This is a genomic window from Streptomyces sp. NPDC002776 (assembly GCF_053592195.1).
On sequence record NZ_JBSFVG010000008.1, the window covers coordinates 56,194 to 81,491 of the forward strand.

The following is a 25,298-nucleotide window of genomic DNA, read 5'->3' on the forward strand; positions in this document are numbered from 1 at the left end:
GCCGGGGGCGGCGGGCCCGAAAGGCCGGCGCGCGGCCCTAGCCGGTACTCCCGCGCCGCACTCCCGGGGACACCGTGAGGCGTCCTGCCGCCCAGAACAGCCCCAGCGTCGCCAGCGCCAGCGCCGCCACCAGCGTCGCGCCGCCCACCACCTTCTCGTAGTCCCGCTGGTAGAGACCGTCCACGATGTAGCGGCCCAGGCCGCCGAAGCTGACGTACGCCGCGATCGTCGCCGTGGACACGATCTGGATCGCCGCCGAGCGCAGGCCGCTGAGGATCAGCGGGAGCGCGACCGGGAGTTCGACCCGGAACAGGACCCCGGTCTCCGCCATCCCCATGCCGCGCGCGGCGTCCACCGGGGCCGGGTCGACCGAGCGCATCGCCTCGTAGGTGGTGACCAGGATCGGCGGGATCGCCAGGACCACCAGCGGGATCATCACCGGTGCCATGCCCAGGCCCAGCAGCACGAACATCAGCACCATCAGACCGAAGCTGGGCAGGGCCCGGCCGGCCGTGGCGATCAGCGACACGGTGTGGCCGCCGCGGCCGGTGTGCCCGGTGAGCAGGCCGGCCGGGAGGCCGATGCCGGCGGCGATGCCGAGGGCCATCAGGGTGTAGCCGAGGTGTTCGGCCAGCCGGGTGGGGATGCCGTCGTAGCCCGTCCAGTGCGCGCCGTCGCTGAAGAAGGCGTCGATGTGGTGGAGGAGGTTCATCGCGTGGCCTCGCGGGGCATCCAGGGGGTCAGCAGCATCCGTACGACGATCAGGGCCGCGTCCACCAGGATCGCGAGGACGGCCGTGCCCAGCACCGAGAGCCACACCAGGCGGGGCTGGTTGTAGATCATGCCGCTGTTGAGGAGGTTGCCGAGCGCGCCCTGGTTGCCGATCAGCATGCCGACGCTGACCAGGGAGATGCTCGACACCGCCGCCACCCGCAGCCCGGCGATGATCGCGGGGGTGGCGATCGGCAACTGGACCTGGAGATAGCGGCGTACGGGGCCGAAGCCCATCGCGGTGGCGGCCGCCAGCGTTTCCTGCGGGACCGAGCGGACGCCGTCGACGATCGCCGGGACCAGGACCACCAGGCTGTACACGGCCAGCGGGATCATCACGGTCAGCTCGGACAGGCCCGTGTAGTCGATGAGGATCACGAAGAAGGCCAGCGACGGGATCGCGTACAGCACCGTCGTCACCCAGAGCACCGGCGCGTACAACCAGCGCAGCCGTATGCACAGTTGGGCGATGGGCAGGGCGATCAGCAGTCCGGCCAGCACCGGCAGCAGGGCCTCGCGGAGGTGGAGGACGACCAGGCCGAGGTAGCTGTTCTGCAGGTCGCTCGGCATGTCGAAGAACTCGCTCATCGCGCGACCTTCTCCGTCGCCGTCGCGCTCTTGGCGTGGGCGCCCCGGATCGCCTCGCCGATGGTCTGCTGCGAGACCACTCCGGTCGCCCGGCCCTCCGCGTCCACGGCGACGGCCCAGCCGGTCGGCGAGAGCACCGCGCCGTCGAGGGCGGCCCGCAGGGAGTCGGTGCGGGGTACGAACGGGCGGCCGTACGGCAGGAGTCGGTCCCTGTCGATCCGTCCGGCGGTCACGTCCCGGGGTTCGGCCCAGCCGAGCGGCTTGCCGTTCAGGTCCGTGACGAGGAGATAGGGGGCGTCGGCGGTGTCGCGGGCGGCGATCTGCTCGGCGGTGGCGTCGATCGCGACGATCGGGTCCGTGCGCAGCTCCAGGCCCGCGGAGGGGAAGAAGGACAGCCGCCTGATGCCCCGGTCGGTGCCGAGGAAGTCCTCGACGAAGGAGTCGGCGGGGCTCGTCAGCAGGTCGGCGGGCGGGGCGAACTGGGCGAGCCGGCCGCCGGTGCGCATCACGGCGACCATCGTGCCGAGCTTGACGGCCTCGTCGATGTCGTGGGTGACGAAGACGATCGTCTTGCCCAACTCGGCCTGGATGCGCAGCAGTTCGTCCTGAAGGCCCTTGCGGACGACCGGGTCGACCGCGGAGAACGGCTCGTCCATCAGCAGCACCGGCGGATCGGCGGCGAGCGCCCGGGCCACGCCGACGCGCTGCTGCTGTCCGCCGGAGAGCTGGTAGGGGTAGCGCTTGGCGAGGGCGGTGTCGAGGCCGACCCGCTCCATCAGCTCGCGGGCCCTGGCCCGGGACTTCTCCTTGCCCCAGCCGAGCATGCGGGGCACGGTCGCGATGTTGTCCAGGATCGTGCGGTGCTGGAAGAGGCCGGCGTTCTGGATGACGTAACCCATCGAGCGGCGCAGGGTGTTGACCGGCTGCTGCTGGATGTCCTTGCCGTCGAGGAGGATGGTGCCCTCGGTCGGCTCGACCATCCGGTTGATCATGCGCAGGGTGGTCGTCTTCCCGCAGCCCGACGGGCCGACGAGGACGGTGACCGAGCGGTCGGGTATCTCCAGCGACAGCCGGTCGACCGCCACCGTGCCGTCCGGGTATCGCTTGGTGACTGAATCTATCCGTATCAAAACGCCGAATACCCTTCGGGTCTGGCAGAAGTCGCCCGCTTCCGGCCGGGGTTGAGCATGCCGTTGCGCTGAGAGTCTAGACCGCTCACCAGATCAGGACGCCGCCTCCCATCTCCCGTGCGCGCAGGGCGGTCTCCTCGATGATTCCCAGCCGCGACCCGATGTGGTCGGCGTGTTGGGCGACCGTCCGGTCCGGTCGGCAGGTGAGCTCCGCGAGCCGCTCCAGATGCTCGCGCACGAGGGCGCATTCGGCCAGGAAGGCGGGTGTCTCGTCGGGCGCGACGAGGCCGCCCCCGGCCAAGTCGGGGAAGAACCGGGCGCCGAGGGAGCGGATGGCCCGGGAGCCCCACACCAGGGTGCGCCAGCTCTCGGGGCCCGCGAGGTCCGGCACCCCCTCGGGCGTTGCCTGGACCTCGACCTCCCCGTCCGCCCGGACCAGGAAGATCTCCACCGTCAGACTCATGGCCGCAGTTCACCATGGTGGGCGCCGCCGCAACGACCCGTTTTCCGCGGGGTGCCCCGGATGTCGGCCGAAGCCGTCCGCGTCCCTCAAGGTGGAGTCATGAGCGAGCAGCAACGGTTCGACGTGTGGCAGGCCGGACCCGCCTACGAGCGGTTCATGGGCCGGTGGAGCCGGAAGGTCGCCGAGCGCTTCACCGCCCTGGCCGGCCACCCGGACGGGCTGCGCTGGCTGGACGTGGGGTGCGGGACCGGGGCGTTGTCGGCGGTGCTGGCGGCGCGGTGCCGGCCGGCGCTGGTGCTGGGCTGCGACCGGTCCGCGGAGCTGGTGGCGACGGCCCGGGACGCGGCGTACGGTCCGGTGCGGTTCGTGGTGGCCGACGCGGGGGCGCTGCCCGTGCGGGACGGTGCGTGCGACGCCGCGGTCAGCGGGCTGGCGCTGAACTTCCTGCCCGAACCCGCCGAGGGCGTCGCCGAGATGGCCCGGGCGGTCCGGGCCGGGGGCCGGGTCGCCGCGTACGTCTGGGACTACGCGGAGGGCATGGTCCTGCTGCGCCGGTTCTGGGACGCGGCCACGGCGCTGGATCCGGCGGCGGCCGAGCTGGACGAGGGGCGCCGGTTCCCGGTGTGCGGCCCCGATCCCCTGCACGCGCTGTGGACGGGCGCCGGGCTGGCGGACGTGTGGGTCACCCCGATCGTCATCCGGACCGTCTTCACCGACCTCGCCGATCTGTGGTCCCCGTTCCTCGCGGGCCAGGGCCCGGCCGGCGCCTACGTGGCCGACCTCTCTCCGGACGACCGGGACCGCCTCCGTGACACCCTCGCCGAATCCCTCCCGCGCGATCCGGACGGCTCCATCGAACTGTCGGCCCGGGCGTGGTCGGTGAGCGGTATCAAGCGGTAACTGCATGGTCGGTGTCAGGCTCGTCCCGGGCATCGGCAGCGCGGGGAACTGCTCACCGGTTGGGCCGGGAGGGTGTGGCCGGTGTCGTCACTGTCCGGCGCTGCCGACCGGGGCTGCCCAGAGCCGGAGTCGCCGCTGATCGACCACCACCAGCGACCCTCCAGCCGAACGGACGACCGGCATCAAACCCCCGTCCTCACCACCACCGGCGCCCCCTCCGTCCGCACCGCCCGGCGCTCCGCGTCCACCGCGAACACCTCGCAGCCAGGTCGGGAGGACGCCCACGCGATGCCCTCCGGGCCCATCGCGAAGGCCGCCGTGGCTGTGCTGTCCGCTTCCGTGAGGGTGTCCGCGATGACCGTGACGGAGAGCAGGCCCGTCGCCGGACGGCCGGTACGGCCGTCGAGGATGTGTGCCCCCCGCTCGTACAACGCCGAGGTCGCGACCGCCCGGTCGGTGATCTCCAGCACCGTGCAGAGCCGGTCGGCCCGTTCCGGATGCCGTACGCCCACCCGCCAGGGCCCGCCCGCAGCGACCACGTCACCCCCGGCGTTCAGACAGAACCGCTGCACGCCGGCCGCCCGCAACAGCTCCGCGCCCCGCTGCACCGACCAGCCCTTGACCACCGCGCACGGGTCGAGGCCACGGCCGGGCAGCCGGGCGTCGAAGGCACCGCCGGTGGCGGTCCGGTACGCCTCGCACAGGCCGAGGACCTCGGCGAGGTCGGCGCTGACCTCACCGGGGCCGATCTCGCCCCGGTCGAGCCGGGACACCTCGCTGCCGTCCCGGAACGGGCTGAACCGCTCGTCGACCTCCCGCAGCCAGGCGAAGACGGCGTCCACGGCCGCACCGGGCACGTGCGCGTCGTCCACCCGGAGCGAGACCGGAAACCCCATCACATGCTCGACGCGCCGCACCTCAGGCACCCTTCGCGTCGAGGGCGGCCTGCAAGGACTCCCGGTAGCCCTCGCTCGTGATCGTCGCCCCCGACACCGTGTCCACGTCCGCGCTCTGCGCCTCCAGCGTCCCCTCGATCAGCTTCGGCACCGCCGCCGTCGTCTGCGGATGATCCGGCTGCTGCAGCATCCGCACCGACGCGATCGTGTCCCCGTCGAAGGTCACCTCCACCTGCACGGGACCCTTCTCGGTGGTGACCACCGAGCCCTCGATGACCAGGGCGGAGCTGCCCGACGAGGCGGACGCGGAGGGGGCCGGTGCGACCGCCCGCGTCGTGGGCGCCGGGTCCGTCGACGGCTCGTAGCGCCACAGCGGGACCAGACCGACGGCGGTCAGGACCAGGACGGGTATGGCTCGCTTCACGGTGTCCCTCTCATCCCGCCAGGCTGAAACGCTCGAAGTGGATCTGCGGCTTGGGCACGCCCAGCTCGCGCAGGCTGCCCAGGACCGCGTTCATCATCGGCGGCGGCCCGCACAGGAAGACGTCCCGGTCGGCGATGTCCGGGACCATCCGGGTCAGTTCGGCGGGCGCCAGCCGGTCGGGGCTGGCCGGGCCGGTCACCAGGTGCAGGTCGGCGCCCTTGGCGAGGGCCAGCTCGCGCAGCTCGTCGTAGAGGACCGCGTCCCGGTCCGTGGCGACGCGGTACACGACCACGGCATGCCCCTGGATCTCCTCCAGCAGCGCCCGGATGGGCGTGACGCCGACGCCGCCGGCGATCAGCACAGCCTCGGGGCGGGTGCGGTGCAGGGCGGTGAAGGCGCCGTAGGGGCCCTCGGCGAAGACGCGGGTGCCGGGCCGGAGGTGGCGCAGCCCCGCGCTGCCGGCGCCGGCCGCCTTGACGGTGAGCCGGAGCCCGCGGCCGTCGGGGGCGGCGGACAGGGAGAAGGGGTTCGCCTGCCACCAGCGGTCCTTCGTCAGGAACCGCCACAGGAAGAACTGTCCCGCGCGGGCGGGCAGCCGGTCGAGGTCGCGGCCGGTGATGTGGACGGAGACCACGGTGTCGGACTCCGGGACGACCGCGGAGACGCGCAGCCGGTGGCGCGCGTTCCGCCACAGCGGCAGGACCACGCGGCCCGTGAACACCGAGCCGATCGCGACGCCCCACAAGGCGTACCAGTACGCCGTGGCGGCCGGCGAGGCGGTGAAGGTCGGACCGACCGCGACCTGGTGGGTGAAGGCCAGCACCACGGCGAGGTAGGTGTACAGGTGGATGAAGTGCCAGGTCTCGTAGGCGAGCCGGCGGCGGGCGAACCGGCCGGAGACCGCGCCGACCACGAGGACGATCACCAGCGCGGCGACGGCCCGCAGCACGCCCTCGACGGTCTCGGCGAGGTCGACCAGCTGGTTGACCGGGTCGAGGCCGGAGGAGTCGGCGTAGCCGAAGGTGATGAAGACGGCGTGCGCCAGCAGCGTCCACAGGATGCCGAAGCCGGTCCAGCGGTGCCAGGACGTCAGCCGGTCCATGCCGATCCGGCGGTCCAGCCACGGCAGGCGGGCCACCAGCAGCAGCTGGAACGCCATGAACAGGGCGCCGTAGAGCCCGGCGAGGCGGCCGAGGACGAGCAGCGCGTTGGAGGCGCCGACGCCCGCGTCGACGAAGAACCAGGTCACCACGGCCGCGTTCGCGGCCAGCAGGGCGTACAGGCCGGTGCGGGCCACCACCCTGGGGCGTATCGCCGTGGCGGGCGCAGGGGGCGATTGGACGGTCGTCACGGGTGGCAGCTCCTCATGGGGGTCCGGGGCCGGGGTACCGAGCTTGGCCTCCCGAAGCTGTCGATCAGCTGTCGTAGATCTTTCAAGTGGTTATCGATGTACCGGGGGCGGCCCGCCGGGCTGTGGCGCGGGGCACCGGGTGACGCACTATGAACAAGTGGAAAAAGTACGACTCCTCGTCGTGGACGACGACCCGCCGATCGCCGACCTCGTGGCGACGGTCGCCCGGTACGAGGGCTGGGAGGCGGTCACCGCGAACTCCGGCGAGGAGGCGCTGCGGCGCGCCGCCGAGTTCCGTCCCGACATCGTCGTGCTCGATCTGATGCTGCCGGACGTGGACGGCTTCGGTGTGCTGGACCGGCTGCGCCGCTCGGGGACGATGGTGCCGGTGGTGTTCCTCACCGCCCGCGACGGCGTCGCCGACCGGGTGGCGGGGCTGACCCGGGGCGGTGACGACTACCTGGTCAAGCCGTTCGCGGTGGAGGAGCTGATGGCCCGGCTGCGGACCGTGCTGCGGCGCAGCGCCGGGCCCGGCTTCCAGCGCTCGGTGCTGCGGGTGGGCGATCTGACGATGGACGAGGACACCCGCGAGGTGCGCCACGGCGAACGGCTGCTCACGCTCACGCCGACCGAGTACGAGGTGCTGCGCTACCTGATGCGCAAGTCGCCGACCGTGCAGACCAAGGCGCAGATCCTGGACCATGTGTGGGAGTACGGCTTCGGCGGCCGTTCCAACGTGGTCGAGCTGGTCGTCAGCAGGCTGCGCCGCAAGCTGGACGACACCGGCGAGCCGATGATCCACACCGTGCGGGGCTTCGGGTACGTCATCCGGCAGGCCGCCCGGTGATCGGGCGGCTGCGGCGGGCGTACGGCAGGACGCGCCTCGGCACCCGGCTGGCGCTGGGGGTGGGGGCGCTGGCCCTGGTGGTGTTCGCGGTCGTCGGCACCGCGCTGACGACGTACATGCGCGACTATCTGTCGGCGCAGCTCGACACCCAGCTCGCGCAGGCCCAGGGCGCCCAGTCCAAGAGCATCGCGCACTACGGCACGCTGTCGGGCAAGAAGTACTGGCGCTGGTACTACGCCGTGTACGACGTGACGGACGGCACCCCGCGGTTGCGCACGCCCGAGACGGCCGGCGATCTGCCCGCGGACGTCGAGGAGTTCACCGTGGTGGCCCGGGCGCAGTCCGTCTCCGACACGGAGGTGCTGCGCACCGGGCATCTCAAGGGCGAGGGGCGGTACCGGCTGCGGGCCTGCGAGGTGGAGCCGGGCGTGGTGCTGGTCAGCGCCGCGCCCATGGACGAGATCGACGACACCATGGGCCAGCTGATCACCATCCAGGCGGTCACCTTCGGTCTCGCCCTGCTGGCCCTGGTGGTGGCCGGGCGGTCGCTGCTGCGGCGCGGGCTGCGGCCGCTGAGCGACATGGCGCACACCGCGCGGGGCATCACCTCGCACGATCTGACGGACTCGGCCCGGCTGCCGGTGCGGCACGACGGGCGCAGCGGCGGACCCGAGGTGGAGGAGCTGCGGACGGCGTTCAACACGATGCTGGAGCACATCGACGAGTCCCTCGCGGTGCGCACGGAGGCCGAGCAGCGGCTGCGCCGCTTCGTCGCGGACGCCTCGCACGAGCTGCGTACGCCGTTGATGTCGGTACGGGGGTACGCGGACCTCTTCCAGTACGCGGCGGCCAACGCCCCCGAGGAGCGCGACAAGCACCTGGCGCGGCTGCGCGCCGAGGCGGCCCGGATGGGTTTCCTGCTGGACGACCTGCTGCTGCTCGCGCGGCTGGACGCGGCGGAGGCGGAGACCCCGCTGCGTGTCCGCGAGACGGATCTGGTGGAGCTGGTCCAGGAGGCCGCGGACGCCTTCCGCGCCAGCCACCCGGGCCATCCCCTGACCGTCGCGCCCGGCCCCGCGGCCCTGCCCGCCCGGGTGGACGCGCAGCGGATCCGGCAGGTCCTGGACAACCTCCTCACCAACGCGGCGGTGCACACCCCGCCCGGCACGCGGGTGCGGGTGGGCCTGTCGGTCTCCGCCGGCACCGCCCGGATCCGGGTCGCCGACGCGGGCCCCGGCATCCCGCCCGCCGATCGCGACCGGGTCTTCGACCGGTTCTACCGGGTCGACAAGGCCCGCAGCCGCGACCGCGGCGGCAGCGGCCTGGGCCTGGCCGTGGCCGGCTCCCTGATCCGGGCGCACGGCGGCACGATCGAGCTGAGCAGCGAGCCCGGGGAGACGGTGTTCACGGTCACCCTGAATCCGGTCCGCTGAGTCTCAGCCCCGGGCTGCCGGAAGGGTCACCTCGAAGCGGCAGCCGCCGGGGATGTTCCGTACGGTGGCCCGGCCGCGGTGGGCTTCGACGATGCCGCGCACGATCGCGAGGCCGAGGCCCGCGCCGGCCGGCGGGGTACGGGCGTCGGTGCCGCGCCAGCCGGTGTCGAAGACGCGCGGCAGATCCTCCTCGGGGATGCCTCCGCAGCCGTCGGTCACGGACAGCAGCACCCCGTCGGGGACGCGTTCGGCGGCGATCGCGACCGTGCCGTCGGACGGGGTCCGGCGGATCGCGTTGACCAGGAGGTTGCCGAGGACGCGGCTCATCTCCTTGCCGTCGACCTCGACCGGCAGCGGCTCCACGCCGTCGCCGACGAGCCGGACGCCGTGCTCGCGGGCGAGGGGGTCCGCGCCCGCGAGGGCGTCGCCGACGAGGTCGTACAGGGAGACCCGGGTGGGGCTGAGGGCGAGGGCGCCGGCGTGGATGCGGGAGAGCTCGAAGAGGTCGCCGACCATGGCGTTGAGGCGTTCGACCTCGGTGCGGATCTGCCGGAGGTAGCGGTCGGGGTCGGCGGCGACGCCGTCCTCCAGGGCCTCGGACATCGCGCGCAGTCCGGCCAGCGGGGTGCGCAGGTCGTGGGAGATCCAGGCGACGAGTTCCCGGCGGGAGGACTCCAGGGCGCGTTCCCGTTCCCGGGACTCGGCGAGGCGGGCGCTGGTGGTCTCCAACTCGCGGCTCAGTGCGGCGAGTTCGGCGCTCGCCGGGCGGTCGGGGGAGGTGAAGGCGCCGCCGTCGCCGAAGGAGCGGGCGGCGAGGGCGAGGGCGCGGCTGCCGGCGACGACCCAGCGGCCCAGCAGCAGGGCGGTGGCCAGGGAGACCACGGCGGCCATGGCGACGACCAGGGTGACGACCTTCAGGTCGTGCTCGGACAGGAACATCGCCTGGGCGACGGCGAGGGTGCCCGCGAGCATCGCGGTGACGGCGACGGCGGCCACCACCGTGAGGTGCACGGCGAGCGAACGGCGCCGGATCAGCCGCAGGACGCCGGCGCCGAGCACGCCGGCCGCGGCGGCGCCGAGGAAGGCGAACAGGGCGATGAGGAGCGTGTCCCGCACGGTCAGACCCCCTCGAACCGGTAGCCGACGCCCCACACCGTCTGTATCAGCCGGGGTCGGGCCGGGTCGTCCTCGACCTTGCCGCGCAGGCGCCGCACATGGACGGTGACCGTCGACAGGTCGCCGAAGTCCCAGCCCCACACCTCCCGCATCAGGTCTTCGCGGCTGAACACCCGTCCCGGGTGCCGCAGGAGGAAGGTGAGGAGGTCGAACTCGCGGATGGTGAGGGAGAGTTCGGCGCCCTCCTTGGCCGCGCGGCGGGCCTCCGGGTCGATCGAGAGGCCCCCGGCGCGCAGCAGCCCCGCCGGCTGCGCGGGGCGGACCCGGCGCAGTACGGACTCGACGCGCAGGACGAGTTCACGGGGGCTGAACGGCTTGGTGACGTAGTCGTCGGCGCCGACCTCAAGGCCGAGGATCCGGTCGTCCTCGTCGCCGCGCGCGGTGAGCATGATGACCGGCACCGGGCCCTGCCCGCGCATCCGGCGGCACACCTCCAGGCCGTCCATGCCGGGCAGCATCAGGTCCAGGACGACGAGGTCCGGCCAGTGCTCGGCGGCGCGGGCGAGGGCGTCCGGGCCGTCGCCGGCGCGGTCGACGAGGTATCCGGCGCGGTCGAGGTAGCCGGAGACGACCTCGGCGACGGTCGGGTCGTCGTCGACGACGAGCACCCGGGGTTGCTGCTGTTCCATGCCGCCAGCCTCGCATCAGGCGTGCCCGGGTGCGCCACCCGCCTGCCGACGTCCTTGTTTCGTAAGAAACCGACGATGAGCAAGGCGGAGACGGAACGGATCCGGCCCTCGTGAACCACCTGCTGTGGACGGGCCGGTGACCGGTTCGCTCCCGGTCAGGGCAGGGGCTGCTCGGTCCAGATGACCTTTCCGTGCGGGGTGTAGCGCGTGCCCCAGCGCTCGGTGAGCTGGGCCACCAGGAAGAGCCCGCGTCCGCCCTCGTCCTCGCTCCGCGCCCGGCGCAACCGCGGTGAGGTGCCGCTGCCGTCGGACACCTCGCAGATCAGCGCACGGTCGCGGAGCAGACGGAGCTGGACGGGGCCGGTGGCGTGACGGATGGCGTTGGTGACCAGTTCGCTGGCGACGAGTTCGGTCGTGAAGGCGAGGTCGTCCAGGCCCCAGGCGGCGAGCTGTCCGGTGACCGCGGCGCGGGACCGGGAGACGACCGCCGGGTCGCTCGGCAGGTCCCACTGGGCGACCCGGTCGGGCCCGAGGACGTGGGTGCGGGCGACCAGCAGGGCCACGTCGTCGCTCGGCCGGGCCGGGAGCATGGCGTCGAGGACGGCCTCGCAGGTGTCCTCGGGAGGCCGCCCGGCACACCGGAGGACGGAGCGCAGCCGGTCCAGGCCGGCGTCGATGTCGCGGTGGCGGTCCTCGACCAGACCGTCGGTGTAGAGCACCAGCTGGCTGCCCTCGGCGAGTTCCAGCTCGGCGGTCTCGAAGGGCATCCCGCCCAGACCGAGCGGCGGCCCGGACGGCAGGTCGACGAAGTCCACCGAGCCGTCGGGGGAGACCACCGCGGGCAGGGGGTGCCCGGCGCGGGTGAGGGCGCAGCGCCGGGACACCGGATCGTAGACCGCGACCAGGCAGGTGGCGCCGATGCCGCAGTTCTCCTGGGGGGCGCCCTCCACCGCCCAGCCCTCGCCCCGGTCGAGCCGGCCGACCAGGTCGTCGAGGTGGGTGAGGAGATCGTCCGGGGGCAGGTCGAGGGAGCAGAAGTTGTGCACGGCGGTACGCAGCCGGCCCATCGTCGCGGCGGCGTGCAGCCCGTGCCCCACGACGTCGCCGACCACCAGTGCCACCCGGGCGCCGGAGAGCGGGATGACGTCGAACCAGTCGCCGCCCACGTCGGCCTGCGCGGGCAGATACCGGTAGGCGACCTCGACGGCGCTCTGCTCGGGCCGCCCCCGGGGCAGCAGGCTGCGCTGGAGCGCGAGCGCGGTGTTGTGCTCTCGGGTGAAGCGGCGGGCGTTGTCTATGCACATGGCGGCCCGCCCGGCCAGCTCCTGGGCGAGGGAGAGGTCGTCGTCCTCGAAGGGGGCGGGATTGGCGCAGCGGTAGAAGCTGACCACGCCGAGGGTGGCGCCGCGGGCCCGCAGCGGCACGGTGATCAGGGAGTGCGTCCCGGCCGCGAGCACCCGGTCCAGCCGTACCGGATCCTGTGCGTACCAGCCGCCCGCCTCGGACAGCACCGGTTCCAGCACGGCCCGCCCGCTCTCCAGGCTGCGGGCCTGCGGGGTGGAGCCGACGTAGGCGAAGCCGTCGCCGACGTGGTAGAGCCGCGGCTCGTCGTGGCGGCTGCGCAGGGCGACCCGGCGCAGCGGGACGTCCGCGCCGACCGCGGCGGGCTCCTCCCCGTTCAGCACGGCGTCCGGCAGGTCGACGGCGGTGAAGTCGGCGAACCGGGGCACGGCCACCTCGGCCAGCTCCTCCGCGGTGCGGGTGACGTCGAGGGTGGCGCCGATCCGCGCCCCGGCCTCGTGCAGCAGTTCCAGCCGTCTGCGCGCGAGGAGGGCCAGCCGCCCGACCCCGGGCTCCCCGACCAGTACCAGCCGTCCGCCGGACCCGTCACCGGTGTCGGCCGGGGTGGCGAGACCGGCGGTGGCCGCCGTGGGAGGGGGTGTCGGCGGGGTGAGCGGGACCGGGCGCGGGTGCCCCAGGATGCGGGCCTCGACGACCACGCCGGTCTCCCCGGCCGCGCCCACGACCTTGCGGCGCATCAGGGTGGCGGTCCGGCCGCCGGTCAGGTTCACCTCGTCGAGGATGCGATGCGGCGAGGCCAGCAGCGCCTCGGCCTTCTCGCGCAGGACGGCCAGGTCGATCCGGCCGAGTCCGGAGCCGTCCGACTCCGGGCCGGACTCGCGGCCGGCCTGCCGATAGGCCGCAAGCAGCGCCCGCTCCCGCTGGGTGGACTGCTCCAGCAGCCGCCCCTCGATGGCCTGGGCGGCCTCGGACACCAGCCGGAGCATGATCGGGTCGCCGTCGTCGCGCAGACAGGTCAGATCCAGCACGGCCTCGATCCGCCCGCTGAGCGGGTCGCGGACGGGGGCGCCGACGCAGGCGAACGGCTGCAGACAGTCGGCGAAGTGCTCCCGGCCGACGACCTGGACGGGCCCGCGCTCGACCAGCGCGGTGCCGACGCCGTTGGTGCCCGCCGCCTGTTCGGAGGCGTCGAAGCCGGGGGCGAAGCGCACCGCGTCGAGCCGGGCGAGCAGCGCCCGCCCGCCGCCGAGCCGCTGGACGATCCGCCCCCGCCCGTCGCACAGGGCGATGGTCGTGCCGAGCTCGGCGAGGGAGTCGGCGAGCTGTCCGAGGACGGGTTCGGCGGCGCGCAGGAACCGCTCGCCGAGGACCACGTCGGGGTCGTACGGGATGTCCAGCCGGTCCGGTTCGAGCCCCGCCGACCTGCACCGCTTCCAGGACGCCAGCACGGAGTCCCGGACCTCCGAGTCGACACGGGCTCCGGCGAGGAAGCGTTCATGGGCATCGACGAGTCCGCCGATGTCGTCCCAGGCGACGGACAAATGACTCACTTCCCTCAGGCGATTTCACCCTAGACCCTATGTGACCCACCTCACAACAATCCGTGAAGGGAGCGGAAAGGGCCCCGGGGGTGTGACCGAGGACACCCCTTGTCTCCGGGATTTTTTGCCTGCGGCGCTGATTGTTCCGGGCCGCCCGTCCGTATCTCCGGGTGTCCGAGCCGTTCGCCTCAGGAGGTCCGATGCGCATCTCGCGCAGCACGGCGGGAACCGTCTTCGTCGGCGGCGCCCTGGTGCTCACTCTCTCCGCCCTCGCGTACCCCGCGATGCTCGGGGTGGAGAACACCTCGTCCGACACGTCCCGCATCATCGCCAATACCCAATGGGGGCCGCTCACGGAGGCGGACCGGGACTTCGTGGTGAAGGTACGGGCGGCCGGACTGTGGGAGTACCCGCTGGGGGAGATGGCGCTGGAGCGCGGCACCACCGCGGAGATGAAGGAAGTGGGCAAGCATCTGCTCGTCGGGCACTCGGGGCTCGACGCGCTGTGCCGCAAGATCGCGCCCGATCTCGGCATCACGCTGCCGAACCAGCCGAGCCCGCAGCAGCAGCAGTTCGTGGCGACCGCGGACTCCAAGGCCGGCAAGGAGTTCGACTCCACCGCGGTCACCATCATGCGGGTGGCCCACGGCCGGATCTTCCCGACCGTCGCCAGCATCCGGGCCAACACGCAGAACACGCTGGTGCGGCAGCTGGCGGACCTGACCAACGACACGGTGCTGGACCACATCACGGTGCTGGAGAAGACCGGCCTGGTCAACTACGAACAGGTCAACTTCCAGCAAACCTCCCCCCCGAAACTCCCCGACGAACAGCTCACCCCGCCCCCGCCCCAGCCCGGCTCCCCGGTCCTGGTCCTCAAGCCCCGCCCGGACCTGAACGTCAACACGGCCTCCCCCACCCCGAACCCGAACCCGAGCCCCAGCGGGACGGTGGGCTGACGGTCGGGCGGAGGCGGGCAGGGCGGGTTCAGGGTCACAGCGGCTTGGCCGGCCAGTCCAGCAGGCGGGCTCCGATCACCGCGGTCTGGAGGGTGTACCGCTGGACCGGGTCGGCCGGGTTCGCGCCCGTCAGCTGGTGGACGCGGTCCAGGCGATAGGTCAGCGCGCGCACGCTGAGCGACAGCCGGCGGGCCGCCTCCGCGGCCACGCAGCCGGAGTCGAAGTAGGCGGTCAGCGTGTCCAGCAGGGGCCGGGCGCCGCCGCGGGCCTGGCGCAGCGGGCCGAGAGCACTGATCACGAGGTCGGCCATGGCCTGCCGGTCCCGGGTGAGGACCGGGTAGACGAGCAGGTCGGCAGCGTGCAGCACCGGCTCGCCGAGATCCAGGCGCTCGGCGAGATCGAGGGCGTTCAGGGCCTCCTCGTACGACTGGACGACGCCCGCCGGCCCCGGGTGCGCGCGGCCGATCGCCACCTGGCCGCCGTCCGTGGCGGCATGGGCGTGCTTGGCGAAGTGGACGAGGACGTCGTCGTGGTTGCCGGGGGCGATGCAGACCATCCGGCCGTCCTTGGTGGTGAGCAGGATGCTGCGGTCCCCGAACCGGCCGATGAGCCCGCGCTCCACCTCCCGGGGCACGGGGTCACCGTCGTCGTAACCGGTCCGGCCCCGGGCCACGGCGACGGCGTGCGCGTGCGACAGCCGCAGCCCGTAGCGCTCCGCCCGCTGCGCCAGCAGGCCGAGGTCGCTGCGGCCGTAGAGCAGATCGTCCACGAACTCCCGGCGCGCGGCCTCCTCCTGGCGTACCGCGTCCCGCTGCGCGCGTTCGTAGCCCTCCGCGAAGGCGTCCAGGGCCTGCGCGGCGGCGGCCAGGACGGCGTCCACGGAGCCGCCGGCGGGCCGGGCGGCGCGGGTCTCGGCCATGTGGGCGGCGACCATGGCACGCAGCCCGAGCCCGGCCTCGGCGGCCCGTTCCCCCAGGTCACGACGGGACTCGAGCTCCGCGCGGGTGAGCCGTCGGCCGGTGGCCGAGGCGTCGGCGAGGATGTCGCGGTAGCCGGTCAGATATTCCGCGTACGCGTCCGGCCCCGCCATCGGCGCTCCTCCGCTCTCCGCTGTGTCGTGAGTCGTCGTAGTCGTACGTCGTCGTACGTCGTCGTACGTCGTCGTGAGTCGTCGTGAGTCGTCTGTAGTCGAACGTCGTCGCGTTTCGTCGTGCGTACGTCGTCGTGTGCCGTCCGCCGTTCCGACATCGCTTTCTACGTCGTTTTCCCGCGACTTTCCAGCGCGAGGAGCCGCCCGGAACGGCAGGGGGTTCCCGGGCCCCCGGGCTCAGCCCGTCTTCCAGCCGTTGCGGGTGTCGATCCGCTCCCACTCGACGGCCCACTGTTCGAGGCGCCGGCGCTCCATCAGCTGCCGGACGACCCACACCGTGCCGAGGACCGTGCCCGCCGTGCACAGCGCGGCCAGCGTCCCGCCGGAGGCGGCGTGCAGTCCGATCTCACCGCTGCTCAACGGCGGGGCGGTGACCCGGCCCTGGCCGTCGGTCCAGACGGGGACCTGCGCCCCGGCCTTGGTCCTGGGCGCCACCCGTGCGTCGTCGGTCCGGGTGGTGCCGTCGGGGTCGGTCCAGCTCACCTCGGCCCACACCCGGTAGTCGGCCGGCATCCGGGCGGGCACCTTGTCGTCCGCGTTCTCCACGAGCACCGCCGACACCTGCCGGCTCCGCTCCCGCTGCTCCTCGGCGGCCCGCTCCACCGCGCCGACCGCCATCAGACCCGCCACCGCCCCGCCCACCAGGGCCAGCACCCAGCCGCCGAGCACCACCCAGGCCTCGACGAGGTCGCAGCGCCGCCTCAGCGGACTGCGCCGCCACCGCCACATCCGTATGCGTTCGCACCGTGGCTCAGCCATCGGCCGACACCCCCTGGAGAGCACCGACAGCACACTCCCAGTGTGCGCCTGTCCGGCGGGTACCGCGCCCGGCCGGTCTCCCGCCCGTCTTCATCAACTGTTCAATCAACCTGGCCGAAAATCGACTGTTCCCGGGGCTCTCCCGTTCCAAGCCGCATCCGGCGAAAGTCAGTTCGCTTAAGTTGGGCACCACCTGATCAACGAAGCCACCGCAGGAGGCCGCACCGTGTCGGACGTCGATCCCCAGATCCGCGCGTCGATGGACATACGCGCCCGCATCGACACGACGAAGCCGCACTCCGCGCGCTTCTGGAACTACTTCGTCGGCGGCAAGGACAACTACGAGGTCGACCGGGAGATCGGCGACGAGATCAAGCAGATCTTCCCCGGTCTGGTCGACGTCGCGGTCTCCAGCCGCCATTTCCTGGGCCGCGCGGTCCGCCATCTGGCCGGGGAGCAGGGCATCCGCCAGTTCCTGGACATCGGCACCGGCCTGCCCACCGCCGACAACACCCATGAGGTCGCCCAGCGCGTGGCCCCGGACGCCCGGATCGTCTACGTCGACAACGACCCCATCGTCCTGGCCCACGCCAACGCCCTGCTCACCAGCACCCCCGAGGGCAAGACGGCCTATCTGGACGCCAACCTGTACGAGCCGAAGTCCGTCCTCGAAGCCGCCGGGGAGACCCTCGACCTCTCACAGCCGGTCGCGCTGATGATCCTCAACACCCTGGGCCATGTCGCCGACCACGCCCAGGCCGTGGACCTGGTGCAGCGGCTGATGGCGGGCCTGGCCTCGGGCAGCTACCTGGTGGTCAGCGACAGCACGGCCACCAGCGAGGGCATGATCGCCGCGTCCGAGGCCTACAACGCGAGCGGCGCGGTGCCGTACTACGTCCGCAGTGTCGAGGACATCGCCGCCTTCTTCGACGGCCTGGACCTGGTGGAGCCGGGCGTCGTCCCGGTCACCGACTGGCGCCGCGACGAGACCGGCCCGCAGGCTCCGGCCAACGCCGTGGACGCCTACTGCGGGGTCGGCCGCAAGGCGTAGGCACGCTCACTGCTGCGGGGGCCGTTCCACAGGCGCGGAACGGCCCGCTGCGCACGCCGTGACCCGTTTCTTCGGTGGGCCGTCGGTTTCCGGACTCCGCGGCGTCACATCCAGCGGGCACCTTTCGCTCGTCCCCCCTGCTTCGCCTTGTGATCCGTCCGCCCTGCGCCGCGTGGGCGTGACGCGGAAGGACGACGTGCGCCATGTCCCTTCTCCCGCTCCCCGCCCCGGCCCGCTGGTACTCCCCCTCGCCCAACGCCCTCGCCCGCCATGTGCTGACCGCCCTCCCTCTCGTGCTGATCGGCGTCTGGCTGGCCGCCGACTGGCGCGGCGTGTACGCCGGTGTCTCCCGGCTGAGTTCCGCCGACCCGTGGTGGCTGCTGGCCGGCGTGGGCTTCACTTGCCTGACCTGGGTGGCCGCCGCCTGCGTCCGGCAGGGCGCGATCCCCGAGCGGCTGCCGCCCCTGCCGCTGCTCGCCTCGCAGTTCGCCGCGGGCGCCGCGAACCATGTACTCCCGGCGAGTATCGGCGCCCACGCCGTGACCCTGCGCTTCCTCCAGGGCCAGGGCATACCCCTGCCCCGGGCCGCGGCCTCGCTCGCCCTGTACTCCCTGGTCAAACCGGTCGCGAAGACGTTCGTACTGCTCACCTTGCTGCTGGCGGCCCCTGAGCTGATCCGTCTCGAAGGGCTCGTCCCGGACCGCGGGATCCTGGTGACGGCCGGCGTGGGCGCGACGACGGTACTCGCCGCACTGGCCCTGCTCCTGGCGACCGTACGGCCGCTGCGGCGCGGGATCCTGCGGTTCCTGCGCACCGCGCTGACCGACGCGCGGCTGCTGCACACCATGCCCTGCCGGGTGCTGGCCCTGTGGGGCGGGGCGGCCGCGATCCCGCTGCTCCAAGCCGGTGTGGTCGCCTCGGTGGGGGCCTCGCTCGGGCTGCCGCTGTCGTGGGCGCAGCTGGTGTTCGCGTTCCTGGCCGCCAGTACGGCCGTCGGGGCGGTGCCCGCGCCGGGCGGGATCGGTCCGGTGGACGCGGCGCTGGTGTTCACCATGGTCACCCTCGGCACCGCCCTGGCCCCCGCCACGGCGACCGTACTCGGCTACCGCGTGCTGACGGTATGGCTACCACTGCTACCCGGCCTCCTCACGCTCTCAGCCCTGACCCACCGAAAACTGCTCTGACGGGCACACAGGGACCCTGTCGCTCGGGTCGCGCAGCGGCGACCGACCGAGAGACACCCCGCTGCAGGGCCCAGCGTCACCGAGATCAGGAACGGCGCCGAGCCCTGCCACTCGGGCCACCCCGACACCGCGGCCCCCGGCCACCCGCACGCAACACCACGCCGCACAGCCCTGACGTTCGCCGAGATCAGGAAAGGCGCCAGGCCCTGCCATTCCGCTCATCCCAACACCGCGCACCGCGGCCCCCGGCCCCGCGCAGGCGGGTCGAGAGACCCCTCACTGCGCGGCCCCAGCGTCACCGAGATCAGGAACGGCGCCGAGCCCTGCCACTCGGGCCACCCCGACACCGCGGCCCCCGGCCACACGCACGCAACACCACGCCGCACAGCCCTGCGTCACCGAGATCAGGAAAGGCGCCGGGCCCTGCCGTTCCGGTCCCCCCCGGCACCCCCCGGCCCTCGGCCACCCGCAGGCCGGTCGAGAGGCACCGCGCCGCACGGCCCCCGCTTCGCCGGGCCTCAGGAGCGGTGGTGGAGGCGGGCGGCGAGGACTGCCACGTCGTCCTCGGCGTGCCGGGCGTCGAGGCGGGCGAGGACGGTGTCGAGGACGTCCTGGACGCCGGTGGCGGCCGAGAAGCTGACCCCCGCCAGGCGGTCCAGGGACTGGTCGATGTCCTCGCCGCGGCGCTCGACGAGGCCGTCGGTGAAGAGCAGGAGCGCCTGGGAGGGGTCGAGGCGGTACGTGGCCGGTTCGTAGCCGCCGAGCCCGGTGCCCAGGGGCGGGCCAACCGGCACGGGGAGCAGGGAGACCCGCCCGGATCCGTCGATCACGGCGGGCGGGAGATGCCCGGCGCCGGCCAGGGTGACCAGGCCGCGTACGGGGTCCACGCGCGCGATGAGGCAGGTGGCGGGGCGGCGTTCCGGCTCCGCGGAGGCGATGTCGTCGAGCTGGCGGAGTATCCGGTGGGGCGGCAGATCGGCGGAGGCTATGTAGCGCAGGGCCGAGCGGTAGGCCGTCATGTCGACGGCGGCGTCCAGACCGTGCCCCATGACGTCGCCGACCACCAGCAGCGTACGGCCGAAATGCAGCCGTACGGTCTCGCACCAGTCGCCGCCGACCAGCGCGCGATGCCCGACGGGCAGGTAGCGGATGGCGACGTCGAGGTTGGGATGCGGGCGGCCCGGTTCGGCGAGCAGGGCCCGCTGGAGTCTGCCGACGATGCCGCTCACCGCGTCGTGCTCGCGGGCGTGCCGGATGGTCGAGGCGGCGCGCTCGGCCAGGAACGCGGCCACTTCCTCCTCCGCGGGGCCGAAGGGCGCCCCTTCCCGGGCGCAGACCAGCGTGCCGTAACGGTGGCCATGGGCGGCGAGGGGGATGCGCAGGGCGGGCCGGGAGCCGCCGGACGCCAGGCGTACGGCGCCGTTCCCGCCCGTCCCGCGGGCCACCTCGGCGGCCCGGCGGGCGTCGGGCAGCACCGCCGGGTTCCCGATGACGAACTCGTACCGCGCGCCGGCCTCGCCCCGCTCGCGCAGGACCGCCACCGCGCCTCCCACCTGGCCGGCGACTTCCCGGGTCAGCTCGGCCCAGGTGGTGTCCTCGTCCAGGGTCGTGCCGACGCGGGCGGCCGCCGAGCGCAGCGCGCTCAGCCGGGAGCCGCCGGCGCCCCACGGGGGCGGGTCGGCGGAATCGGCCGGCTCAGCCGTCGCCGGGCTATGAAACGACTCGAACGATCGCGCCACACCTACCACCCTACGAGCACGGCGAACCGGAGCAGGTAACGCGCAGGTGGCGACGTTTCGAACGCCCGTACGTCGGCGGGAGGTGCCGGACGCCCTCGGGTCCCGTGCCCCACGAGGGCTGAGGACTCCTCGGGGCCCCTAGGGATCTAGACCGCTCGCTCCGGTTCCGCCGGCGGATCGACGGGCGTCGGTCCGGGCGGCCCGAAGAGGACGGCCCGGGCCACGGGCGGGGCGAACAGGGCGGTGACGGGCGCGGCGAGGCTCAGGACCTGGCGGAAGGCGCGCCCCACCACGGGGTCGCCGGGGGCCCGCTCCTGGACCCGCCGCAGGTACCAGCCGGCGACCCGGTCCGCGGGCCCGCCCTCGGTCGCGGTGCCGACCGCTCCGGGCATCGAGCGGTCCGCGCCGGCGGAGATGTCCCACGCCTGCCGGGACGCCGCGAGGAGCGCCCGCTGCACGCGCCGCGTCGTGGGCGTCCGGCGCCGGTCGGCCAGCGCGTCCCCGAGGGCGACCGCGCCCATCGCGGCGATGGCCATGCCCTGACCGTAGATCGGGTTGAAGGTGCACAGGGCGTCGCCGGTGGCGAGGAATCCGGCCGGGCGGCGGCCGGGCAGGTCGTAGCGGCGGCGGATGTTCGCGGTCCGCCGGTAGCCGAACGGCGGTGACAGCGGTTCGGCGTCCTCCAGCCAGCGGTCCAGGAGCGGATGCGCCAGCCGCTTGGTGTAGGCGACGAACTCCTCGTCGTCCGTGGGCGGTTCGTCGCCGCGCAGCCCCGAGACGATGACCAGGTGGCTGCCGTCCTCCAGCGGCAGCGCGCCGCCGCCGTGGGGTTGCAGGGGGCCGGGATAGACGTAGTAGCCGAGCGTCTCGCCGCCGAGGGCGCCGTTGTGGCCGCGGTAGACGCGGGAGGCGTAGGCGAGCCCGGTGTCGATCGTCTCCTCCGGCGCGCGCTCGGCGCCGATCGCCTCCAGCCACTGCGGCGCCTTCGTGCCGCTGCCGGTGGCGTCGACGACCAGGTCGGCCTCCAGCGGCCGCTGCTCCCCGCGGGCGTCGCCGGAGCGCTCCCGCAGCAGGACGCCCCGCACCCGGGAGGCGTCCCCGAGGAGCCCGACGACGTCGGCCCCCTCCACCACGCTGATCACCGGATCGGCGAGGACCCGCGCCCGCACCAGCGCCTCCAACTGGGCGCGGGAACCGGTGTAGATGTGCGTCGTCGCAAGCACCCGGCGCAGCCAGCGGCCGCTCTGCCACAGCACCATGTCCGCCGGCATGCCCACCCGCGGCGCCCCCGCCTCCCGCAACTGCGCGAGGAAGCCCGGCAGCAGCGACTCCAGGGCGGTCTGCCCGCCTTGGAGCAGGACGTGCGGATGGCGGCCCTGCGGCACACCGGGCCGGGAGTCACCGCCGTCCGGGAAGCGGTCGCGCTCCACGACGGTCACCCGGTCGGCGTGCCGGGCCAGGACGTGCGCCGCGAGGAGCCCCGCGAGGCTGCCGCCCACCACCACCGCATGCCGCCCGCCCGGGCGGCCCTTGTCTCCGGCCGAGTTCAACGATCCGCTCCCCTGGTCGCCACGTCACGCGAGGACCCGAGTATCCCGCGCCGCGAAAGGGGGTTGACCGACTTTCGGCCTTCCGCGGGCCGCTGTCGCCCTGACGCGGTCAGTCCGCGCCGGGCGTCAGCCGCAGGGAGATGCTGTTGATGCAGTACCGCTGGTCGGTCGGCGTGGGATAGCCCTCGCCCTCGAAGACATGGCCGAGGTGGGACCCGCACCGCGCGCACCGCACCTCGGTGCGCACCATGCCGTGCGAGGTGTCCGACAGCAGTTCCACCGCGTCGGAGTCCTTAGGGTCGAAGAAGGACGGCCAGCCGCAGTGGGACTCGAACTTGGTGTCCGAGGTGAACAGTTCGGCACCGCAGGCGCGACAGGAGTACACGCCCTCGGTCTTGGTGTCGGTGTACTCACCGGTGAACGCGGGCTCGGTACCGGCCTGCCGCAGCACGGCGTACTCGGCCGGGGTCAATTCCGCGCGCCACTGCTCGTCCGGCTTCTCGACGTCGTACGACATGGGTCTCAGCCCTTCACTTCGACAGGCGGTCCAGGATCTGCGGGCCGAGGTCCGTCACGTCGCCCGCGCCCATGGTGAGAACGAGATCACCCGGCTTCGCCATTCCCGCCACGACGGAGGCGACCTCGCCCTTGTCGCGCACGGGCGTCACGTCGGCGCCGGCGACCCGGGCCGCCTCGATGATCAGCTCGCTGGTGACTCCGGGGATCGGGTCCTCGCGGGCCGGGTAGATGTCCAGCACCAGCGAGGCGTCCGCGAGGGCCAGCGACTGCCCCATCTCCTTGCCCAGCTCCTGAGTCCGCGAGAACAGATGCGGCTGGAAGACGACGAGGATCCGGGCGTCCCCCGCGGCGGCGCGCATGGCCTCCAGGTCCGCGGTCATCTCGGTCGGGTGGTGCGCGTAGGAGTCGATGACCTGCACCCCGGCGGCCTCGCCCTTGAGCTGCAGGCGCCGCTTGACGCCGGTGTAGGCGGCGAGTGCCCCGGCGAGTTCCGCGGCCGGGATCCCGAGCGCCACGCCCGCCGCCAGCGCGGCCACGGCGTTGTGGGCGTAGTGCCGGCCCGGCACGGAGACGGCGAAGGTGAGCCGCTGACCGTCCAGGTCCACGGTCACCTCGCTCTTCAGGCCCTGCGCGACCACGGACAGCACCCGCACGTCGGCGTCCTCGGACTCGCCGTACGTCACCACGCGGACGCCGTCCAGGCGCCGGGTGAGTTCGCGCGCGCCCTCGTGGTCGGCGGAGATCACCAGCGTGCCGCCGGGCACGATCCGGCCCGCGAAGGTCTCGAAGGACTCGTAGATCTCGTCCATCGAGGCGTAGTTCGCGTGGTGGTCCAGCTCCACGTTGAGCACGATCGCCACCTCGGGCGCGTACTTGTGGAAGCTGCGGTCCGACTCGTCGGCCTCGGCGACGAAGATCTCCCCGTCGCCGTGCAGGGCGTTGGAGCCCGGCGCGTCCAGGTCCCCGCCGATCGCGTACGAGGGGTCGAGACCGAGCGCGCTCAGCGACACGGCCAGCATCGAGGTGGTGGTCGTCTTGCCGTGCGTACCGGCGACCGCGATCGGCCGCAGTCCGTCCATGAGCGCGGCCAGCGCGTCGGACCGGTGCACCACCGGGATCCCCAGCTCGGCCGCGCGCGCCAGCTCGGGGTTGTCGTGCCGGATCGCCGACGACACGACGACACAGCTCGCGTCGTCGGCGAGATGCGCGGCGGCATGCCCGATGTGCACGGTCACGCCCAGCGCGCGCAGCGCCTCGGCGGTGGCGGACTCCTTGGCATCGCTTCCGGCCACCACGGCCCCGCGCTGCGCCAGGATCTTCGCGATGCCGGACATCCCGGCACCGCCGATGCCGATGAAGTGCGGTCGGTCCATGGCGGAGGGAAGGCCGGGTGCCATGTACATATCTCCCAAGATCCGGTACGACGGTGAAGGTGCCCCCAGCCTATGGGGTGCGGCGGCCCGCCGAGGACCTACGCCTTGCTGTGCGAGAACAGCTTCAGCACCGGCACTCCCACTTTGTGCCGGGCCCGCGAAGCCCAGTCGCGGTGGAAGAACTCCTCCACGTAGTGCGGATCGGTGAGGACGATCACCTCGTCCGCCCGCACCTCGTCCACCAGGGACTTCAGCGCGTCCAGCGGATGATCCTCGATCAGCCGCCCGTCCGCCTCGCTCCCGGACGCCCGCAGCGCCTGGAGGGAGACGGCGAGGGCCCGCTCCCCGAATCCCCTGGCCTCCTCGCCCTCCGGCGTCTCGTGCTCCCGCGCCGCCTCGTCCAGCTCGCCGAGCGCCACGTCGTCGATGGCCCGCAGCAGGCGATCGGCCTGGTCGCCGCGCGGCTGGAGCAGCACATGGAAGGAGACCGGCTCGTCCCCGTGCAGCGTGGTGACGAACTCCACGTCCGCGGACGTCAGGGCCTTCTCGATCATCAATACGCTTCTGAACACCAGGCGCTCCTTCTGCGACAGGACCCGGCAAGGCCCTGCGGAAACCATCCTGCCCCGTGATCGCACGGGGACTGCGAGTTGTAGTGTGCCCGCCGGGGGCTAAACGGAACGGGTGATTCCGGTGTTTTCGGGACCCCGGTGCCCGAGTCGGCACCTCCCCGTCCCCGCCGCCCCCGTCAGACCCGGCCGTACCGGGTGAAGAGGAAGCCCTCCTCCTCCAGCAAGGACATCAGTGCGAACTTGCGGGGCAGCTCGACCGGGGGCCCGTCCGCGATCCGCTGCGCGTTCCCCGCGGTGAGCATCGGGGCCACGGTCAGGCAGATCTCGTCGAGCACCCCGGCCGCGATCAGCTGGCCGAGCAGGCGCGGCCCGCCCTCGGTCAGCAGCCGCCGGTACCCGAGTCCGGTGAGGGCCTGGACGGCACGGCCGGGCTCCACCCCGGCGCCGTCACCGGCGAAGAGCACCCGCGCCCCCGCCTTCTCCGCGGCGGCGACCCGGTCCGGGGCCGCCCCGGCGCCGGTCAGCACGACCGTCGGCACCAGCGGCGAGGCGAAAAGCGGAAGGGAGAAATCCAGGTCGAGGCCGGCGGTGACGACCGCGATGGCCGGTGCGGGCGCCTGCCCGGCCGCCTCGCGCCGCGCCGCGAACTCCGCACGCGCGCGTGCGGGCCGGTACCCCTCCTGGCGTACCGTTTCCGCACCGACGACCACGACATCCGCCAGCGCCCGCAGGGTGCCGAAGATCCGCATGTCGGTCGCGCTGGAGATCGGCTGCGACTTGCCGTCGTACTGGGCGGCCCCGTCGAGCGTGGAGACCATGTTGGCGCGCAGCCATGGTGCGGTGGGGTCGGGATAGGCGTAGACGTCGGCCAGCTCGTCGAGCGTCCACTCACGGTCGTCCGTCTGATCGGTCATTGGGAACAGGCGTCGCATGCGGGCAGTGTTCCACGCAGGGGCGAGGACATACCGGCGCGAGCACCCCCGGTCGGCCC

General features: G+C 73.2%; 24 protein-coding genes. 6 read left to right on the forward strand and 18 right to left on the reverse strand.

The features are described 5' to 3' along the window. Positions 1-37 precede the first annotated feature (37 nt). The 4 genes from ACWD11_RS17955 to ACWD11_RS17970 all read right to left on the reverse strand — a co-directional run bounded on the left by ACWD11_RS17955 (position 38) and on the right by ACWD11_RS17970 (position 2,952). The gene (locus tag ACWD11_RS17955; protein ID WP_451284003.1) at positions 38-712 is read right to left on the reverse strand and encodes an ABC transporter permease; all 675 of its coding nucleotides are present in this window, start codon (positions 710-712) and stop codon (positions 38-40) included. Further along, positions 709-1,359, reverse strand: coding sequence for an ABC transporter permease (locus ACWD11_RS17960; protein ID WP_451284005.1), 651 nt, complete (start codon positions 1,357-1,359; stop codon positions 709-711). The genes ACWD11_RS17955 and ACWD11_RS17960 overlap by 4 nt, the downstream gene beginning before the upstream one ends. After that, positions 1,356-2,489: an ABC transporter ATP-binding protein gene (locus tag ACWD11_RS17965; RefSeq protein ID WP_389419889.1), complete on the reverse strand. Its 1,134-nt coding sequence runs from the start codon at positions 2,487-2,489 to the stop codon at positions 1,356-1,358. The genes ACWD11_RS17960 and ACWD11_RS17965 overlap by 4 nt, the downstream gene beginning before the upstream one ends. Before the next feature lie 85 nt (positions 2,490-2,574). Then, positions 2,575-2,952, reverse strand: a complete 378-nt coding sequence (locus ACWD11_RS17970) for a hypothetical protein (RefSeq protein WP_389419890.1) — start codon at positions 2,950-2,952, stop codon at positions 2,575-2,577. A gap of 99 nt (positions 2,953-3,051) precedes the next feature. Here ACWD11_RS17970 and ACWD11_RS17975 point away from each other — a divergent pair, with 99 nt between their 5' ends. After that, entirely contained in the window at positions 3,052-3,852 is an 801-nt protein-coding gene (locus ACWD11_RS17975; protein WP_389419891.1) for a class I SAM-dependent methyltransferase, read from the forward strand. A gap of 182 nt (positions 3,853-4,034) precedes the next feature. Here the strand turns inward: ACWD11_RS17975 and ACWD11_RS17980 are convergent, their stop codons facing one another. Genes ACWD11_RS17980 through ACWD11_RS17990 form a run of 3 tightly spaced genes read right to left on the reverse strand, consistent with a single transcriptional unit; the run spans position 4,035 to position 6,523 of the window. Continuing rightward, the gene (locus ACWD11_RS17980; RefSeq protein ID WP_451284008.1) at positions 4,035-4,769 is read right to left on the reverse strand and encodes an FAD:protein FMN transferase; all 735 of its coding nucleotides are present in this window, start codon (positions 4,767-4,769) and stop codon (positions 4,035-4,037) included. Position 4,770: 1 nt separating this feature from the next. Continuing rightward, positions 4,771-5,172 (reverse strand): FMN-binding protein, encoded by a 402-nt coding sequence (locus ACWD11_RS17985; protein WP_451284010.1) that lies wholly within the window; start codon positions 5,170-5,172, stop codon positions 4,771-4,773. 10 nt (positions 5,173-5,182) lie between these two features. After that, a complete protein-coding gene (locus ACWD11_RS17990; protein ID WP_451284012.1) occupies positions 5,183-6,523 on the reverse strand; it encodes a ferredoxin reductase family protein in 1,341 nt (446 codons plus the stop codon). Positions 6,524-6,680: 157 nt separating this feature from the next. Between ACWD11_RS17990 and ACWD11_RS17995 the strand changes: the two genes are divergently transcribed. Both ACWD11_RS17995 and ACWD11_RS18000 read left to right on the forward strand, forming a co-directional pair. Continuing rightward, complete coding sequence (locus ACWD11_RS17995) at positions 6,681-7,370, forward strand: response regulator transcription factor (RefSeq protein WP_451284014.1); 690 nt, start codon at positions 6,681-6,683, stop codon at positions 7,368-7,370. Continuing rightward, positions 7,367-8,803 carry an ATP-binding protein gene (locus ACWD11_RS18000; RefSeq protein ID WP_451284016.1) on the forward strand — a complete coding sequence of 479 codons (1,437 nt, stop codon included), beginning with the start codon at positions 7,367-7,369 and terminating at the stop codon, positions 8,801-8,803. The genes ACWD11_RS17995 and ACWD11_RS18000 overlap by 4 nt, the downstream gene beginning before the upstream one ends. 3 nt (positions 8,804-8,806) lie before the next feature. Here ACWD11_RS18000 and ACWD11_RS18005 read toward each other — a convergent pair whose 3' ends face one another. The 3 genes from ACWD11_RS18005 to ACWD11_RS18015 form a co-directional block, all read right to left on the reverse strand. After that, on the reverse strand, positions 8,807-9,919 hold the full coding sequence (locus ACWD11_RS18005; RefSeq protein ID WP_389419896.1) for a sensor histidine kinase: 1,113 nt from the start codon (positions 9,917-9,919) through the stop codon (positions 8,807-8,809). A gap of 2 nt (positions 9,920-9,921) precedes the next feature. Then, on the reverse strand, positions 9,922-10,608 hold the full coding sequence (locus tag ACWD11_RS18010) for a response regulator (protein ID WP_389419897.1): 687 nt from the start codon (positions 10,606-10,608) through the stop codon (positions 9,922-9,924). Between the two features lie 155 nt (positions 10,609-10,763). Continuing rightward, positions 10,764-13,451: a SpoIIE family protein phosphatase gene (locus ACWD11_RS18015; protein ID WP_451284253.1), complete on the reverse strand. Its 2,688-nt coding sequence runs from the start codon at positions 13,449-13,451 to the stop codon at positions 10,764-10,766. A gap of 200 nt (positions 13,452-13,651) precedes the next feature. On the opposite strand from ACWD11_RS18015, the gene ACWD11_RS18020 reads away from it, so the two are divergent. Beyond that, a complete protein-coding gene (locus ACWD11_RS18020; protein WP_389419898.1) occupies positions 13,652-14,410 on the forward strand; it encodes a DUF4142 domain-containing protein in 759 nt (252 codons plus the stop codon). A gap of 34 nt (positions 14,411-14,444) precedes the next feature. Here the strand turns inward: ACWD11_RS18020 and ACWD11_RS18025 are convergent, their stop codons facing one another. Further along, positions 14,445-15,500 (reverse strand): PucR family transcriptional regulator, encoded by a 1,056-nt coding sequence (locus tag ACWD11_RS18025; protein ID WP_389419899.1) that lies wholly within the window; start codon positions 15,498-15,500, stop codon positions 14,445-14,447. Positions 15,501-15,737: 237 nt separating this feature from the next. After that, the gene (locus ACWD11_RS18030) at positions 15,738-16,319 is read right to left on the reverse strand and encodes an Rv1733c family protein (protein ID WP_451284019.1); all 582 of its coding nucleotides are present in this window, start codon (positions 16,317-16,319) and stop codon (positions 15,738-15,740) included. A 259-nt stretch (positions 16,320-16,578) separates the two neighbouring features. On the opposite strand from ACWD11_RS18030, the gene ACWD11_RS18035 reads away from it, so the two are divergent. Both ACWD11_RS18035 and ACWD11_RS18040 read left to right on the forward strand, forming a co-directional pair. Next, a complete protein-coding gene (locus tag ACWD11_RS18035; RefSeq protein ID WP_389420078.1) occupies positions 16,579-17,370 on the forward strand; it encodes an SAM-dependent methyltransferase in 792 nt (263 codons plus the stop codon). 203 nt (positions 17,371-17,573) lie between these two features. After that, entirely contained in the window at positions 17,574-18,554 is a 981-nt protein-coding gene (locus tag ACWD11_RS18040; protein ID WP_389419901.1) for a lysylphosphatidylglycerol synthase transmembrane domain-containing protein, read from the forward strand. 518 nt (positions 18,555-19,072) lie between these two features. On the opposite strand, the gene ACWD11_RS18045 is transcribed toward ACWD11_RS18040, so the two are convergent. The 6 genes from ACWD11_RS18045 to ACWD11_RS18070 all read right to left on the reverse strand — a co-directional run bounded on the left by ACWD11_RS18045 (position 19,073) and on the right by ACWD11_RS18070 (position 25,239). Continuing rightward, the gene (locus ACWD11_RS18045; RefSeq protein WP_451284021.1) at positions 19,073-20,293 is read right to left on the reverse strand and encodes a PP2C family protein-serine/threonine phosphatase; all 1,221 of its coding nucleotides are present in this window, start codon (positions 20,291-20,293) and stop codon (positions 19,073-19,075) included. Positions 20,294-20,439: 146 nt separating this feature from the next. Then, positions 20,440-21,792, reverse strand: a complete 1,353-nt coding sequence (locus ACWD11_RS18050; RefSeq protein WP_451284256.1) for an FAD-dependent oxidoreductase — start codon at positions 21,790-21,792, stop codon at positions 20,440-20,442. 160 nt (positions 21,793-21,952) lie between these two features. Further along, positions 21,953-22,360, reverse strand: a complete 408-nt coding sequence (gene msrB / locus ACWD11_RS18055; RefSeq protein WP_451284023.1) for a peptide-methionine (R)-S-oxide reductase MsrB — start codon at positions 22,358-22,360, stop codon at positions 21,953-21,955. A gap of 13 nt (positions 22,361-22,373) precedes the next feature. Continuing rightward, positions 22,374-23,759, reverse strand: a complete 1,386-nt coding sequence (murC, locus tag ACWD11_RS18060; protein WP_389419904.1) for a UDP-N-acetylmuramate--L-alanine ligase — start codon at positions 23,757-23,759, stop codon at positions 22,374-22,376. A gap of 74 nt (positions 23,760-23,833) precedes the next feature. After that, the gene (locus ACWD11_RS18065) at positions 23,834-24,289 is read right to left on the reverse strand and encodes an indole-3-glycerol phosphate synthase (protein WP_389420080.1); all 456 of its coding nucleotides are present in this window, start codon (positions 24,287-24,289) and stop codon (positions 23,834-23,836) included. Between the two features lie 194 nt (positions 24,290-24,483). After that, positions 24,484-25,239, reverse strand: coding sequence for a pyrimidine reductase family protein (locus ACWD11_RS18070; RefSeq protein ID WP_451284026.1), 756 nt, complete (start codon positions 25,237-25,239; stop codon positions 24,484-24,486). Between the last annotated feature and the right edge of the window lie 59 nt (positions 25,240-25,298).